Annotated in this window: 14 protein-coding genes; 6 read left to right on the forward strand and 8 right to left on the reverse strand. The window is 69.1% G+C overall.

The annotated features are described in order from the left end of the window. Nucleotides 1–14: 14 nt before the first annotated feature. On the reverse strand, nucleotides 15–470 hold the full coding sequence (locus VGN58_RS01990; RefSeq protein ID WP_327481104.1) for a (2Fe-2S)-binding protein: 456 nt from the start codon (nucleotides 468–470) through the stop codon (nucleotides 15–17). 170 nt (nucleotides 471–640) lie between these two features. Here VGN58_RS01990 and VGN58_RS01995 point away from each other — a divergent pair, with 170 nt between their 5' ends. Further along, nucleotides 641–1,600 (forward strand): XdhC family protein, encoded by a 960-nt coding sequence (locus VGN58_RS01995; RefSeq protein WP_327481106.1) that lies wholly within the window; start codon nucleotides 641–643, stop codon nucleotides 1,598–1,600. Further along, nucleotides 1,597–2,196: a nucleotidyltransferase family protein gene (locus tag VGN58_RS02000; protein ID WP_327481108.1), complete on the forward strand. Its 600-nt coding sequence runs from the start codon at nucleotides 1,597–1,599 to the stop codon at nucleotides 2,194–2,196. Before VGN58_RS01995 ends, VGN58_RS02000 begins: the two co-directional genes overlap by 4 nt. Nucleotides 2,197–2,240: 44 nt before the next feature. Here VGN58_RS02000 and VGN58_RS02005 read toward each other — a convergent pair whose 3' ends face one another. From VGN58_RS02005 to VGN58_RS02020, 4 genes are all read right to left on the reverse strand, one after another. Further along, entirely contained in the window at nucleotides 2,241–3,551 is a 1,311-nt protein-coding gene (locus VGN58_RS02005) for an ABC transporter permease (RefSeq protein ID WP_327481110.1), read from the reverse strand. A gap of 13 nt (nucleotides 3,552–3,564) precedes the next feature. Beyond that, nucleotides 3,565–4,725, reverse strand: coding sequence for an ABC transporter permease (locus VGN58_RS02010; RefSeq protein ID WP_327481112.1), 1,161 nt, complete (start codon nucleotides 4,723–4,725; stop codon nucleotides 3,565–3,567). Between the two features lie 12 nt (nucleotides 4,726–4,737). Next, nucleotides 4,738–5,430, reverse strand: a complete 693-nt coding sequence (locus VGN58_RS02015) for an ABC transporter ATP-binding protein (protein WP_327481114.1) — start codon at nucleotides 5,428–5,430, stop codon at nucleotides 4,738–4,740. Nucleotides 5,431–5,937: 507 nt separating this feature from the next. Beyond that, nucleotides 5,938–7,182 (reverse strand): efflux RND transporter periplasmic adaptor subunit, encoded by a 1,245-nt coding sequence (locus VGN58_RS02020; protein ID WP_327481116.1) that lies wholly within the window; start codon nucleotides 7,180–7,182, stop codon nucleotides 5,938–5,940. A 233-nt stretch (nucleotides 7,183–7,415) separates the two neighbouring features. On the opposite strand from VGN58_RS02020, the gene VGN58_RS02025 reads away from it, so the two are divergent. The 4 genes from VGN58_RS02025 (at nucleotide 7,416) to VGN58_RS02040 (ending at nucleotide 11,099) form a co-directional block, all read left to right on the forward strand. Beyond that, complete coding sequence (locus VGN58_RS02025; protein ID WP_327481119.1) at nucleotides 7,416–8,336, forward strand: ABC transporter ATP-binding protein; 921 nt, start codon at nucleotides 7,416–7,418, stop codon at nucleotides 8,334–8,336. Beyond that, nucleotides 8,336–9,094, forward strand: coding sequence for an ABC transporter permease (locus VGN58_RS02030; RefSeq protein ID WP_327481121.1), 759 nt, complete (start codon nucleotides 8,336–8,338; stop codon nucleotides 9,092–9,094). Before VGN58_RS02025 ends, VGN58_RS02030 begins: the two co-directional genes overlap by 1 nt. 28 nt (nucleotides 9,095–9,122) lie before the next feature. Further along, entirely contained in the window at nucleotides 9,123–10,313 is a 1,191-nt protein-coding gene (locus VGN58_RS02035; RefSeq protein ID WP_327481123.1) for a sensor histidine kinase, read from the forward strand. Between the two features lie 183 nt (nucleotides 10,314–10,496). Continuing rightward, complete coding sequence (locus VGN58_RS02040; RefSeq protein ID WP_327481125.1) at nucleotides 10,497–11,099, forward strand: response regulator transcription factor; 603 nt, start codon at nucleotides 10,497–10,499, stop codon at nucleotides 11,097–11,099. Between the two features lie 177 nt (nucleotides 11,100–11,276). Here VGN58_RS02040 and VGN58_RS02045 read toward each other — a convergent pair whose 3' ends face one another. The 3 genes from VGN58_RS02045 to VGN58_RS02055 form a co-directional block, all read right to left on the reverse strand. Next, nucleotides 11,277–12,647 carry a leucyl aminopeptidase family protein gene (locus VGN58_RS02045; protein WP_327481127.1) on the reverse strand — a complete coding sequence of 457 codons (1,371 nt, stop codon included), beginning with the start codon at nucleotides 12,645–12,647 and terminating at the stop codon, nucleotides 11,277–11,279. Then, on the reverse strand, nucleotides 12,644–13,384 hold the full coding sequence (locus VGN58_RS02050) for an HAD-IA family hydrolase (protein ID WP_327481129.1): 741 nt from the start codon (nucleotides 13,382–13,384) through the stop codon (nucleotides 12,644–12,646). Before VGN58_RS02050 ends, VGN58_RS02045 begins: the two co-directional genes overlap by 4 nt. Nucleotides 13,385–14,207: 823 nt before the next feature. Beyond that, complete coding sequence (locus VGN58_RS02055) at nucleotides 14,208–15,305, reverse strand: AI-2E family transporter (RefSeq protein WP_327481131.1); 1,098 nt, start codon at nucleotides 15,303–15,305, stop codon at nucleotides 14,208–14,210. Between the last annotated feature and the right edge of the window lie 40 nt (nucleotides 15,306–15,345).

A 15,345-nucleotide genomic window follows, 5' to 3' on the forward strand; every position in this document is an offset into this window, starting at 1 on the left:
GCAGCGAAGTGGAATCAGGCTTTACCGATTTCCGCGGCGCGGTGCACGGCCGCGCGGATGCGCTGGTACGTACCGCAGCGGCAGAGGTTGCCGGAGAGGGCGTGATCGATGTCGTTGTCGGTCGGCGCGGGCACCACCGCCAGCAAGGCGGCCGCCGACATGATCTGCCCGGACTGGCAGTAACCGCACTGCACCACGTCCAGTTCGGCCCATGCCTTCTGCACGGGATGCGAGCCGTCGGCGGACAGGCCTTCGATGGTGGTGATCTTCTTGCCGGCCACGGCGGAGGCCGGCGTCACGCAGGCGCGCAACGGCGAACCGTCCACGTGCACCGTGCAGGCACCGCACTGCGCGATACCGCAGCCGAACTTGGTGCCGGTGAGGCCCATCAGGTCGCGCAGGACCCAGAGCAGCGGCATGTCGTCGGGCGCGTCGACCTCGCGCTCCGATCCATTGACGTTCAACTTCATGGGGTCTCCTGGCGGCGGCGTGGGACTGAGCGACGATACTCCGTGCCCCCGTGGCATGCCAGTGAAAATGCCGGCGAACACTTGCACGATCCTGCGCGATGCTTGCCCGATGCCCCCACGCGCGTGCGGGGCGTTGCCTTCTGCCCGGTGCTTGCGCCATCGTGGTGCGCATGTCGGTCCCTCGCCATCCCTTGCAAGCATCCGCGCGCGCCAGCGAGGCCGGCGACGGCAGCGCGCTGGTCGTGGTCGTCGCCACCGAAGGCTCGACCTACGTGCGGCAGGGCGCGATGGCCGTGTTCGCCGCCGACGATGCGCAGACCGGCTGGCTCAGCGGCGGCTGCCTGGAGCCGGAGATCGCACGCCGCGCGCGGCACGCGGTGGCGGCCGGCCATCTGGACGCGATGGACATCGATACGCGCGATGACGAAGACCTGCTGGCCGGTTCGGCGGTCGGCTGTCGCGGTCGCCTGCATCTGGCGTTGCTGCCGCTGGATCGGCTGACCGGCTGGTCGCACCTGGTCCAGGCATGGTGGCAGGGCGCCGGTGTGCTGTCGCTGCGGCTGACGGCCGACGGTGGCGTGTCCGCCGATGTCGGTAGCTTGCGGAATGCGTGGACGTTGCCCGTCGCTGGCGCCGCCACGGTCGGCGTCGCGGGCGAGCTGACGCTGCCGCCGCCGCCACGCGTGGCGATCTTCGGTGCCGGCCCCGAAACGCCGATGCTGGTGACGTGGCTGCGCCAGCTCGGTTGGCATGTCACCGTGGTGGAGCGGCGCGCGCGCTGGATTCCGGACGACGACATGGCGGACGACTGGCGCATCCGGTCGCCGCAGGAAGCGCTGCAGGCGCTGCATCCTGCGCCGGATGCGGCGCTGGTGATGCATCACCACTTCGAACACGACCGCGAGACGCTGGTGGCGCTGGCGAACACCGCGATTCCCTTCATCGGCCTGCTCGGCCCGGTGCGGCGCCGCGAAGACCTGCTGCGGGTGATTCCATCGCGTCTGCACGCGGTGTTGCTGGCTCGCCTGCGCTCGCCGATCGGCATGAAGCTGGGCGGGCAGGGACCGGAGGCCATCGCGCTGAGCATCGCCGCCCAGCTGCAGGCCTGGCATCACGGCGAGCCGGCGTGAGCGGATCGCATGCGGCGGTCGTCCTGGCGGCGGGCGGCAGCACGCGCCTGGGTCGGCCGAAGCAGTTGCTGACGCGCGAGGGTGAAACGCTGGTGCATCGTGCGGCGCGCCTGGCGCTGGCCTCCGGTGCCTCGCGCGTGCTGGTCGTCGTGGGCGCGCAGGCGGACGACGTTGCTCGCGCGGTGAGCGACCTGACCGTGGAATGCGTGGTCAACGCCCAATGGCGCACGGGTCTGGCAGGGAGCGTGCGCATCGCCGCGGAGGCACTCGCCACGCATGCGGAGACGACGCTGTTCGTCACCTGCGATCAACCTGCCCTGGGGGTTGCCCATCTCCTGACGCTGCTGGACGCCTCCCGCCGAGCGCCTTCGGGTTCGGCGGCGACGCGTTTCGGTGATCGCGTCGGCATTCCCGCCGTCGTCGCACCCACGATGCTGCATGCCGCCCTTGCCGTGCAGGGAGATCGGGGATTGCGTGATGTGCTGAATGCCGCGGATGCCGGCGTCATCGGCTGCGATGCGCCGGATCTCGGTGTGGACCTCGATACGCCCGCCGATGTCGCGCTGGCGATATCGCGAGGCTGGCTCGATCCCTGAACGCGACAAGGCGCCGGCAGGCACCGGCGCCTTGCCGATGGCCGTCAGATCGCGCGCAGGGCCTGCGTGATCGGCAATCGCGCCGCGCGCAATGCCGGGAACAGGCCGCCGACCAGGCCGATGCCGAGCGCCCACTTCAGCCCGCTCCACAGCAGTTCCGGCGTGACCTTGAACTGGAACACCACCTGGCTGAAGTTGCTGCCCAGCGTGGCCACGCTGTAACCGTTGAACACGACCCAGGCGATCAACCCGCCCAGCACGCCGCCCAGCAGCGCCAGCAGCATCGTCTCCAGCATCACCGCCATCACCACCGGCAGGCCGCGGAAACCGATCGCCCGCATGGTGGCGATCTCGCGCGCACGGCCGGCGACCGCCGCATACATCGTGTTGAGCGCGCCGAACACGGCGCCGATGGCCATGATGGTGCCGATCACCGTGCCCAGCACCTTGATCAGTGTGTTCAGGCCGGTCGACTGCTTGGTGTAGTAGTCGCGCGTGGTCAGTACGTCCAGCTTCAGGCGCGGGTCGTTCTCCATCGCCTGCTTGAACTGGTCGAAGCCGGCCTTGCCGTCCGTACGCACCGTCACCGACTGGTAGGCGCGGCGGTCGTAGGCCGACGACAGTGTGTCGATGTCGGTCCACAGTTCCGAATCGTGCGCGTCGCCGGAGGCGAACACGCCGACCACCGTCCACTCCTGGTTGCCCAGTTTCAGCGTCTTGCCGACGTCCAGGCCGCGGTACTGGCCCTTCGCGCCCTGGCCGACCACGATCTCGCGCACACCCACGTTGAACTTCCGGCCCTCGATCAGCTTCACCTGCGGACGGATCGACCATGCCGCTTCGCTGACGCCGCGGAACTGCGCGTTGGCATCTTCGCCGGTGCTTGCCGTGGGCAGGTTGACGATCTGCGACAGCTCCGGCGACAGCAGCGCGCGGCCGTCCTTGCCCTTGGCGACACCGGCCAGCGTGGAGATCAGCGGTACCTGGTCGCGACTGATGACCGAGTTGGTCTCCGCCTGCGAGCCGCCGCGCAGCACGATGGCCGTGTCCTCGCTGCCGGTCTGCTTGAGCGTGGCGGAAAAGCCTTCGCCCATCGCCAGCATCGCCACCAGCACACCGACCACGCCGGCGATGCCGACGACGATCACCGAAGATGCGCCCCAGCGCTGCGGCAGGCTGGCGATGCCGATCTTCGCGGCCTCCAACGACAGCCGTCCGCTGCGGGTGAGGAACAGCCACAGCACCAGCGCCACGGCGATGCCGAGCACCGCGAACCACGGCAGCACGATCCACACGCCGAGGCCGACCACCAGTGCCACGATGGAGATGAGGTTGCCCAACCATTGCTTCTTCATGTCATGTCTCCTGTCAGCGGCCGGCCAGTGCATCGACGATCTTCAAGCGCATCGCACGCGTCGCGGGCAAGGCGCCGACGATCAGGCCGATCGCGACCATCAGTCCCAGGCCCGTGCCCCAGGTCTGTGCCGGGATGCTGGGCAACGCGATCATGCCGTTGCTGGCGCCGCTGACCACCGGGATGAGGGCCGAGGCGATCGCCATGCCCAGCACGCCGCCCAGCACGATCAGCAAGACCGACTCGACCAGCACGAGTACCAGCACGGTGCCGTTGGTGAAGCCCAGCGTCTTCAGCACGGCGAGTTCGGGGACGCGCTCGCGCACTGCCTGCGCCATGGTGTTGCCGGTCAGCAGCAGCAGGGTGAAGAACACCGCCGCCATGATCGCGGTGACGATCAGGCCGATGTCGGCGAACTGCTTGGCGAAGGACTGGTTGAAGGCCTGCTCGGTCTGGGTCTTGGTCTCGTGCGCCGAGTTGGCGGAGATCGCATCGATGGCATTGGCCACGCGGGTGGCGTGGTTCACGTTGTCCAGCTTCACCATGTACCAGCCGATCTGGCCGTTGACGTACTGGTTGGCTTCGTCGAAGTACTTCCAGTGGAACAGCAGCTGGTTCTCCTCGCCCTTGCGCTTGCTGTCGGCCAGCCTGAACGTGCCGCGCAGCGTCAGGGGCCAGGCGTTGCTGCCATCCTTCTGCGGGAAGATGGTCGCCTGCAGCGGAATGGTGTCGCCGATCTTCCAGCCGAATCGCCTGGCCAGGTTCTCGCCGACGATGGCGCCGGTGCGGTCGGCCTCCCAGGCCTTCAGCTGTGCGGGATCGATGATGTATTCCGGGTACATCTCCATGTAGCCGGGGCCGACCGAGAAATTGGGGAAGAAGTTCTTCGGGTCCTTGTAGATGCCGCCGAACCACGCGGCGTAGGCACTCTTCTTCACGCCCGGCGTGGCGTCGATGCGGGCCGACAGGCTGTACGGCAGCATCTGCGTGATTGACAGTCGCGACGCGACCACCAGGCGATCCGCGCCGGCCACGCTGCCGCCGGAGTTGAACGCCACGCGCACCGAATCCAGCAGGCCGAACAGCAGGAAGGCCGCCACCACCGAGAGCAGGGTCAGCAGCGTCCGCGTCTTGCTGCGGAACAGCGCCGACCATATCAGCGAGAAATATTTCATGGCCGCCTCCGGTCAGTGCGCGCCGGCCGGGGCGTCGGCCAGTTCGCCCTTGTCCAGGTGGATGGTGTGGGTGGCGTAGTCGGCCGCCTTCGGATCGTGCGTGACCATGATGATGGTCTTGCCATGCTCCTTGTTGAGCATCTGCAGCAGGTTGAGGATGTCCTCGGCGGACTGGCGGTCGAGGTCGCCGGTCGGTTCGTCGCAGATCAGGAAGGTCGGGTCGGACACGATGGCGCGGGCGATGGCCACGCGCTGCTGCTGGCCGCCGGAGAGTTCGTTCGGGCGATGCGACTTGCGGTCGGCCAGGCCGACCAGCTGCAGCGCGATCTCGGCATTGCGCTTGCGCTGTGCGCTGCCGAGCTTGGTCAGCAAGAGCGGCAGTTCGACGTTGCGCTGCGCGGTGAGCGTGGGCATCAGGTTGTAGAACTGGAACACGAAGCCGACGTGCGAGCTGCGCCAGTGCGCCAGCTGCGCGTCGTTCATCCGGTCGATGCGCTGTCCCTCGATCTCGATCTCGCCGCCGCTGGGCGTGTCCAGGCCGCCGATCAGGTTCAGCAGCGTGGTCTTGCCGGAGCCGGACGGGCCCATCAGCGCGACGAAGTCGCCGTGCGGGATGTCCAGGTCGATGCCGTGCAGCACCTGCACCTGCTCGGGGCCGCGCTGGTAGGTCTTGGTGAGGTTGCGGATGGAAACCAGGGAGGACATAGGCGTTTTCCTTCGGTGCGATTCGGGAGGTGGCGCAGGCGGGGCGGTGATCGTGGGGACGATCGGCACGGGGCGTGGCCTGAGCGATGGATCGTGCGGTTCTTTCGTGCGACGAAACGGTTGACCGGCTTTCGACACGTTGGCGGTGGTTCGCTGGACGTGCTTGTTGCGCGTTGCTGTCTTGCCCCTGCGGTGTGTCATTCTGGTGCGCTCGCCGCGGGGCGTCCCTTTTCTTTGCTTGTGCAAAGAAAAGGAACCAAAAGAAACACACCCCGGCGGTCCGCCCGCCACGCCGTGGCGGGTTCGCAGTCCCGGCAGGAATTTCCGGAAGACACCGCCTGTGTCATCCGGAAACGGCGCACGTCCTGTGCGCCGCCCCTGCGGGGTTTGACCTGCCGTGCCAGCCGGACCTCAAGGGGCCCCGTGAAGCAAGAGCAAAAGCGAACAGCCACTACCCGGTGATTCGTCGCAGCGTGGGTTTCCTCACGCGCGCCGTTTCGGTGGGTCTTACTCGGTGTCCTCGGCCAACACGACCTTGGCGCCGTCCGTCAGCTCGGCGGGCGGATCCAGCACGACGGTTTCGCCGGCCTGCAGTCCGTCAGTGACGTGGACGTCGTCGCCCAGCTTTCCGGCCACCTTCAGGGTCCGCTGCTGCACGGTGTCGTCGTCGCCGACCACGAAGGCCACCTGCGCGCCCTCGCGCGCGACCACGGCGGCACCGGGTGCGCGCACGCCCTTCGGTTGTTCGGCCTGCTGCGGTTTGGCGGCTTCCATGAAGCTCACCCGCACGCCCATGTCCGGCACGATGCGCGGATCCTTCACGCCCAGCGCCACACGCACCTTCACCGTCGCCTTGCTGCGGTCGGCGGTCGGGATGATGGCGATCACCTCGCCGGGGATCTGCCAGTCGGGATAGGCGTTGAGCGTGGCCTGGATCGGCATCTTCGGCTGCACGCGGCCGATGAAGGACTCGTTGACCTCCACTTCCACTTCCAGCGACTCCATGTCGACGATGGTGCCGATGCCGGTGCGGGTGAAGCCGCCGCCGGCCGACAGCGGCGAGACGATCTCGCCCGGCTGCGCGGCCTTGGCGATCACCACGCCGGCGAACGGCGCGCGCACGATGGTGTTGTCCAGGCCGATGTCGGCGATCTTCAGGCGGTCGGCCGCCGTGCGCTCGTTGCGCTGCGAAGTCTGCAGCTGCGCGCGCAGCAGGTCGCGCTGGGCGACGGCCTGGTCGTACTGCGCCTTCGACACCAGTTGCTGCGCCACCAGCGACGACAGCCGGCGCGCGTTGGCCTCGGCTTCCACCAGCTGCGCCTGCACGCCGGCGGTCTGGCTGCGCGCGGCCTGCAGCTGGCTCTGCGACAGGGCGCGGTCCGCATCGGCATCGATCGGCTCCAGCCGCGCCAGCACCTGGCCGGCTTCCACGCGCATGCCTTCCTCGATCAGCACTTCCTGTACCTTGCCGGTGACCTTGGCCGACACCGTCGCCATGCGGCGCGCGACCACGTAGCCGGAGGCATCCAGCACCGAGGCGGATGCGGCGTTGTTGCCCAGCGCCACGGTGGGGGCGGTACGCACCTCGATCGGCTTCTCGCGCCCGAACAACACCCAGCCCGCCGCGGCCAGCGCCAGCAGCACGACGACCACGCCCAGGGTGATCCACAGGCCGCGGCGCGACCGGGGTTCGGGCGGCGGCGCCTTGCGGTCGATGCGGAGTTCCTTCAGCAGGTCGGCGGACGTGTTCATGCGTATCCAGACGGTGAATGCGGGGAAGTGTGACCAGCAAGGGTAACGGAAGCCTAGTTGCCGGAAGTCACTTCGTGCGGCGAGGGCGGGCCACGGCCTGCCATGGGACGCATCCTGGGCCAGCGACGGTCCGCTGCCCAGTGACACCTGTCATCTGATTCGCCTGAGAGGCCGCACTCATCACGCCATGCGGGCCGCGGCAGGATGGCGGCACCCTCCGGCGAGATCCGCGCATGACCGTCACCAGCCTGACCTCCGCACCGTTGGCCCGCCTGCGCGGCGTACGCCATCACTACGGCAAGACCCTGGCGCTGGATGGCCTGGACCTGGCCCTGCCCGCCGGCCAAGTGCTGGCGCTGCTCGGTCCCAATGGGGCCGGCAAGAGCACGGCCATCAGCCTGCTGCTCGGCCTGCAGCGCGCCGACGCCGGTACGGCCGAACTGTTCGGCCTGCCGCCGCAGTCGCTCGAAGCGCGCCGCCGCGCCGGCGTGATGCTGCAGTCCGCCGCCGTGTCCGACACGCTGAAAGTGAGCGAGCTGATCGACCTGACGCGCGCCTACTACCCGCAGCCGCGCAGCGTGGCGGACCTGGTGGCGCTGGCCGGTCTCGATGGCCTGATGGCGCGCCGCTACGGCCAGCTCTCCGGTGGCCAGCAGCGGCGCGTGCAGTTCGCGCTGGCGGTCTGTGGCCGGCCTGCGCTGCTGTTCCTCGACGAACCCACCACCGGCCTCGACATCGATGCGCGCCAGACGCTGTGGAAGGCGATCCGCGAACTGCGTGCGCAGGGCTGCGCGGTGTTGCTGACCACCCACTACCTGGAAGAAGCCGAAGCGCTGGCCGACCGCGTGGTGGTGATGACCCGCGGACGCGTGGTGGCGGAAGGCACGGTGACGCAGATCCGCGCGCACGTCGCCCAGCGCCGCATCCGCTGCACGAGCGCCGTGCCGGCCGAGCGCGTGCGGGACTGGCCGGGCGTGCAGCAGGCGCAGCGCGACGGCGCGCGGCTGGACATCGTGGCCGACGCCGCCGAAGCCGTCGTGCGCCGCCTGCTGGCCGAGGATGCCGCGCTCTCCGACCTGGAAGTCCAGCGCGCCGGCCTGGCCGACGCCTTCCTCGCCCTGACCCGTGATACCGCCGACCAGGAAGCCGCCTGATGGACACCACCGCCGCCGTTCCGTTCTCCTCCCGTCGCGCGTACCTGCTGGAAGCGCGCTACGAATTCCTGCGCCTGCTGCGCACGCCCTCGTTCTCGCTGCCCTGCCTGCTGTTCCCCCCCGTGTTCTACCTGCTGTTCGGCGTGCTGCTGGGCGGAAAGGGCGGACCTGCCGCCGCCACGTACATGTTGGCGGGCTACAGCGTGTTCGGCGTGATGGGCGTGGCGCTGTTCGGGTTCGGCGTGACCGTGGCGATGGACCGCGAACAGGGCCTGCTGACGCTCAAGCGCGCGCGGCCGATGCCGCCGGGCGCGTACCTGGTGGCGAAGATGGCGATGGCGGTGCTGTTCGGCGCGATCATCCTGCTGCTGCTCGGCACATTGGCGATCGGGGTGGCCGGCGTGCGCCTGTCGGCGCTGCAATGGCTGGCGCTCGTGACGACCTGCCTGGTAGGCGTGTTGCCTTTCAGCGCGCTGGGCCTGTGGCTGGGCACGCGGGTGAGCGGGCGCGGCGCGCCGGCGCTGATCAACCTGGTCTACCTTCCGATGGCGTTCCTGTCCGGCCTGTGGGTGCCGCTGGCGATGCTGCCCGCGTTCCTGCAGACCATGGCGCCGTTGTGGCCGGCGTATCATCTGGCGCAGATCGCGCAGGGCATCGTCGGCGTCGGCATCGACGGTCCGCTGTGGGTCCACCTCGCTGTCCTGCTCGCGGTCATGGCGGTGTGCTTCCTGCTGGCCCGCCGTCGGCTGGTGCAATGAACCGGCCTGCCGGTACAAGGAGTCGTCGATGAGTCTGTCCTCTTCCCCGCTGCTGCGCACGCTCACCCGACTGCGCGATGCGCTGGTGCCCGAAGCGCTGGGCCTGGGCTGGATGCCGGTGCTGCTGCTGGGCTATCTGCTGTTCCTGTTCATGCCGGTGCTGGTGCCGTCCGGAAGCGAGTGGGGCGAGGGGCTACAGTGGCGCCTGTGGCCGACGCTGCTGTCCATCGCCGTGTTCCTGCCGATGTACTTCCTGGCCTATCGCGGCAGCGCGCTGACGCGGGTACTGTGCACGTTGGGCATCGCCGCGCTCGGCTGCGGACTGATGGCCTACAACGCCTTCTCCAACACCTACATCATCTACGCGGCGGCGTTCGTCGCGCTGCTGCCCGGCACGCTGTGGACGCGACTGGTGGCGCTGGCGGCACTGCTGGGGACGTACCACGGCTTGTCCGTGTGGCTGGGGTTCCCGGTGTTCGTTCCGGTGTTGACGGCGATCATCTCGGTGGCGGTATTCACCGGCAACTACTTCCAGTCCGAAACCGTGCGCAAGCGCGCCGAGCTGAAGCTCTCGCACGAGGAGGTCCGGCGCCTGGCCGCGCTGGCCGAACGCGAGCGCATCGGTCGCGACCTGCACGACCTGCTCGGCCACACGCTGTCGCTGGTGGCGCTGAAGTCCGATCTCGCCGGTCGCCTGATCGAGCGCGATCCGCAGGCCGCGCGCAACGAGATCGTCGAGGTCAGCCGCGTCGCCCGCGACGCGCTGGCGCAGGTGCGCCGTGCGGTCACCGGCATACGCGCCGCCGGGCTGGCGGCCGAGCTGGCGTCGGCGAAGCTGCTGCTCGAGTCCGACGGCGTCACCCTGCGCTACGACGCGAACGAGGTGGTGGTGCCGCCCGATCTCGAAACCGTACTCGCCCTGGCCCTGCGCGAAGCCGTCACCAATATCCAGCGCCACGCCCGCGCCACGCTCGCCGAGGTCTCGCTGGCATCGGCCGACGACCACGTGCGCCTGCGCATCCGCGACAACGGCGTCGGCAGCGCCGCCGTGCCCGGCAATGGCCTTTCCGGCATGCGCGAGCGGGTCGAGTCGCGCGGCGGCCGCCTGCGCATCGATTCCACCCTGCGGCAGGGCACGACCGTGGAAATCGTGCTGCCGCTGCCGTTACGCGAAGACGTCGTGTCAGCGCCAGCGAAAGCCCCTGTAGGAGCGACGTAAGTCGCGACCACACATGTTCCGGGTCATGAGGCTTGGCAGTACGACCGGATGCCATTTCTCCCCATCCAGCGCGTAGGCGAGGATGCTTGACGGTCGCGACTGACGTCGCTCCTACAACGGGCGATCCACTTTCATGGGCCGATTTGCTAGCGTGTCGTCCTACCTTCCTGCCACGACGTCCCGATGATCCGCGTACTCCTCGCTGAAGACCAGGCCATGGTGCGTGGCGCGCTCACCGCACTGCTGGGCATGGAGAGCGACATCGAGGTGGTCGGCAGCGCGCCCGATGGCGAGACGGCGTGGTGCGAGCTGCAGCGGCTGACGCCCGACCTGCTGGTGACCGACATCGAGATGCCCGGGCTCAGCGGGCTGGAGCTGGCGCAGCGCATCCAGCGGCACGAGCTGCGGTGCAAGGTCGTCATCGTCACCACGTTCGCCCGCGGCGGGTTCCTGCGGCGCGCCCTCGATGCCGGCGTGTCCGGTTACCTGCTGAAGGACGCACCGGCCGAAGACCTGGCCGAGGCGTTGCGCAAGGTCCATCGCGGCGGCCGCGCCATCGATCCCCAGCTCGCCCTGGAAGCCTGGTCCGACGCCGACCCGCTCAACGACCGCGAGCGCCAGGTGCTGCGGCTGGCCGGCGAAGGCCAGTCGGCGGGCGACATCGCCAAACAGCTGAACCTCTCGCAGGGCACCGTGCGCAACTACCTGTCCGAAGCGATCGGCAAGCTGGGCGTCGCCAACCGCATCGAGGCGTACCGCATGGCGCGCCAGCGGGGATGGTTATAGCGCCCGCCGCCGCGCTCTTCTGTAGGAGCGACGTAAGTCGCGACCGCAGACCCGAAACCGCACCACATCCCCATCCGATAGACACGAAGCCTTGCGTGTCCACTACGCCGTGATCCGGACTACGCGAGCGCTGATGGCATGTGGTCGCGACTTACGTCGCTCCTACAGAAGGCAAGCTCAACCGCCGTAACGCGCCTTCAGCATCGCGTACGCGCTGCGCAGTGCCAGCGCTTCGCCACCGGCAGGACGGCCGGCGCGGTCGCTGTCGTTCCATGCGTACACGTCCAGGTGCGCCCACGGCATGCCGTCGGGGACGAAGCGCTCGAGGTACAGCGCGGCGGTGACCGCGCCGGCCATGCGCGAGCCGGCGTTGGCCAGGTCGGCGATGCCGCTGGTCAGGTAGCGCAGGTAGGGCCGCCACAACGGCATCCGCCACACCGGGTCGCGCATGCGCTCGCCGGCGGCGATCCAGTCGTTGGCGACGCTGTCGTCGTTGGCGAACAGCGCCGGCAGGTCGGGGCCCAGCGCGATGCGAGCGGCGCCGGTCAGCGTGGCGAAATCCAGCAGCAGGTCGGGCGCCTGTTCGCTGGCATAGGTCAGCGCATCGCACAGGATCACGCGGCCTTCGGCGTCGGTGTTGTCGATCTCCACGCTCACGCCCTTGCGCGTGGCGATCACCTCGCCGGGGCGGAACGCGTTCGGCCCGATCGCGTTCTCCACCGCCGGCACCAGCAGCGTCAGCCGCACCGGCAGCGCGCGTGCCATCACCAGCTGCGCCAGCGCGATGGCATGCGCGGCGCCGCCCATGTCCTTCTTCATGTGGCGCATGCCGTCGGCCGGCTTGATGTCCAGGCCGCCGGTATCGAAGCACACGCCCTTGCCGACCACGGCCACGTGCGGATGCGCGGCATCGCCCCAGCGCAGCGCGATCAGCCGCGGCGCACGGTGCGAGGCGCGGCCGACCGCGTGGATCGCCGGGAAGTTCTGCGCCAGCAGCGCGTCGCCGGCGATCACCTCCACCTCGGCGCCATGCGCGGATGCCAGCGCGCGCACGGCCGCTTCCAGTTCGTCGGGCCCCATGTGTTCGGTCGGGGTGTTGACCAGGTCGCGCACCTGCAGGCTGGCCGCCAGCAGGTCCAGCGCTTCGGCATCGGCCTGCGGCACCACCAGGCGCGCCGGCACGCGCGCGGGCTTCTTGTAGCGGTCGAAGCGATAACTGCCCAGTCCCCAGCCCAGCTGCAGCGCGACGCGCGCGTCCGCCGCCAGATCGGTGGCCACGTCCCAGTCGCCCGCCGGCAGTCCGAAAGGCGCGTGCGCGTAGGCATAGGGATCGAGCGCATCGCCGATGCCGATCACCGCGCCGGCCAGGCCGCCGTCGCCCGGCAGCAGCAGCAGCGAACCGGGCGAGGCGGTGAACGCCTGTGCCTCGATCCAGGCATCGACGGCCGCCGACTGCGTCGCGCGCCACGCGCTCAGCTGGGCGCGTTCCAGGACGTGCAGCGGACGGGCGCTGGTGGACGAATCGGTATAGGCGAGGGCAGCGCTCATGCGGCGGCGGGCTCCGTGGCGAAGTCGGGGTGTGCGTCCAGCCAGTCGGCCAGCGCGGTGAGGGTGGCGAATTCCAGGTCGGGGCGCAGCGCATCGTGCGGCCACGCCGGCGCCTGCCCGCCGTGGTCTTCCGGACGGTTGATCCAGCAGCTGCGCAGACCGGCGCGGAGCGCGCCGACCACGTCCATCTCGATGTGGTCGCCGACATGCAGCACCTCGGCCGGCGGCACGCCCAGCAGGTCGCAGGCCACGTGGAACAGCGCGGGCTCCGGCTTCGCCACGCCATGCTCGCGCGAATGCACCTGGTGCACGAACAGATGGCCCAGCCCGATCCGCTGCAGGTCCGCGTTGCCGTTGGTCACCGCCGCGACCGGCACGCGGGCGGCGATGCGCTGCAGGGCGTCCAGCGCGTCCGGGTAGTACTCCACCTGGTTGCGGGCGGCGTAGAAGGTCTCGTAGGCCGGTTCCAGCAGCGCCATGTCGGCGCCGCTCTCGCGCAGGGCGTGTTCCAGCGTCATCCGCCGCAGGATGCTGAGGTCGTGCTTGTACTGGGGATGCGCGGCGAACACCTGTTCGCGCACGGCACGCATGCGTTCGACCGGGAACATCTCGGCGGTGGCCGGGCTGTGCTGGCGCAGCCAGTCGTCGAGGACGCGCTCGATGCGCGCGCCGATGGGGGCGAACGGCCAGAGGGTGTCGTCGAGGTCTAGGGTGATGGCGCGGACGGGGAAGCTCATCGGCGCGATTTTACACCCGGGCGGGAGGCGCCCTTTCACCGGCGCCAGGATGAAGCCCCTCTCCCTGCGGGAGAGGGGTTGGGGTGAGGGGCAACGAAGTCCATCGCCTGTGCAGGCATTGGACCGCTCCAGAGGCATGCTGCCGCTTCGGGTTTCTAGGCCTGACGGGATGGTCGCCTAGCTTGCAAGCATGGCGCCGCTAGCCGCGGAGGCCTTACTTTCTTTGCTTGTGCAAAGAAAGTAAGCAAAGAAAGCACACCCCGGCGGCCCGCCCGCCGCTTCGCGGCGGGTGCGCAGTCCCGTCGGGAATTTTCGTAAGGGCCATCCTGGCCCATACGAAAACGGCGCACGTCCTGTGCGCCGCCCCTGCGGGGTTTTACCCGCCGGGACTGCCGGACCTCAGGGGCCCAGCAGCAAAGGCAGAAGCGTCCGAGCGCCGCGATTGCTTTTGCTTGCTTTCGGGTCCCCATGAGGCACGGCGAGTGGGTCGGGCAAAACCCGCAGGGCGCCGTCATGGATGACGGCGTTTCCGTAGGCACACGGATGTGCCTTACGGAAATTCCCGGCCCGCTCGCGGACCCTGCGCGCAGCGCAGGGCGTGCCGCCTGGTGTGTGTTTCTTTGCTTACTTTCTTTGCACAAGCAAAGAAAGTAAGGCCTCCGCGGCGAGCGGCGCCATGTGTGGAAAAGAAGATGCGACCCGCAAGGCGCCATGCAGTCAAAGCGCCATCGTGGATGTTGTGCCAGTCAGGCAGATCAAAGAGGCGGGCTTCGTTGCCCCTCTCCCCAACCCCTCTCCCGGCGGGAGAGGGGCTCAAGCCTCCTCACTCCAGCAGCCTCGCCCAGCCTTCCATCCCCTCCACCCGCGCCAGCACCAGCTTCACGCATACCAGCAGCGGCACTGCCAGCAACAGCCCGATGATGCCCCACAGCCAGCCGAACAGCATCAGCGCCAGGATCAGGATCAGCGGCGACAGCGCCATGCGCCGGCCCAGGATGATCGGCGTGACGATCTGGCCCTCGATCGTGTGCAGCACCAGGTAGGCGATCGCCGGCAGCATCGACTGCAGCGGCTGCTCGAAACTGATGAACCCCACCAGCAGCATCGACACCATCCCGATCAGCGGGCCCACGTAGGGCGCGAAGTTCAGCAGCGCCGCCATCGTGCCCCACAGCAGCGCCTCGGCCAGCGGCAGGCCCAGCAGGTACAGCACGCCGGCGAACACCAGGCCCACCACCGTGTTGATGATGCTGATGGTCAGCACGTAGCGCGACACCTCGCGCTCGATCGAATGCAGGATCTCCACCGTGAACTTCTTCTGCTGCCGCCCGGGCAGCAGCGCGATCGCGTTGCGTTGCAGGTTCTCGCCGTAGACCATGAAGAAGAACGTCAGCAGCACCACCGCCAGCAGCGAGGCCAGCACGCGCGGGGTGGCCAGCAGCTTGCCGTACGGGTCGTCCGGCGTGGCCTGCACCATCTGCGGCTGCCGGCCCGAGGTCTGCCCGCCGGCGGCGGCACGGGCGAAGTTCTCGGCCGCCTTGTTGGCGTCCTGCACCGGCTTGGTCAGTTCGCGAAGCTTGGGCGCCAGCTGGCGCATCTCGCGCGGCGCCTGCTGCGCCCATTCCATCGCCGAGGGCAGCATCTTCTGCGCCAGCAGGCCGGCCGCCGCCATGCCGCCGAGCAGCACGATCAGCGCGCCCAGGAAGCGCGGCACGTACAGGCGCCGCAGCGTGCGGATGATCGGATTGCCCACCAGCGCGAAGAACATCGCCAGCAGCACCGGCAGCAGCACCGCCTGCGCGGCCCAGAGCGTATAGCCCACGGCCAGCGTCGCCACCACCAGCATCGGCGTGGACGCACGCGGACGGGGCGGGGGCAGGGAGGACGCCACGGATGCGTCGGGTGGGGCAGGTGTGCTCATGGGCAGGTGGCCACCGGGAAGGAGGCGCGATTGTGCAGTG

Origin of the sequence: Pseudoxanthomonas sp. (genome assembly GCF_035999195.1) — a bacterium.
Taxonomy (GTDB): Bacteria; Pseudomonadota; Gammaproteobacteria; order Xanthomonadales; family Xanthomonadaceae; genus Pseudoxanthomonas_A.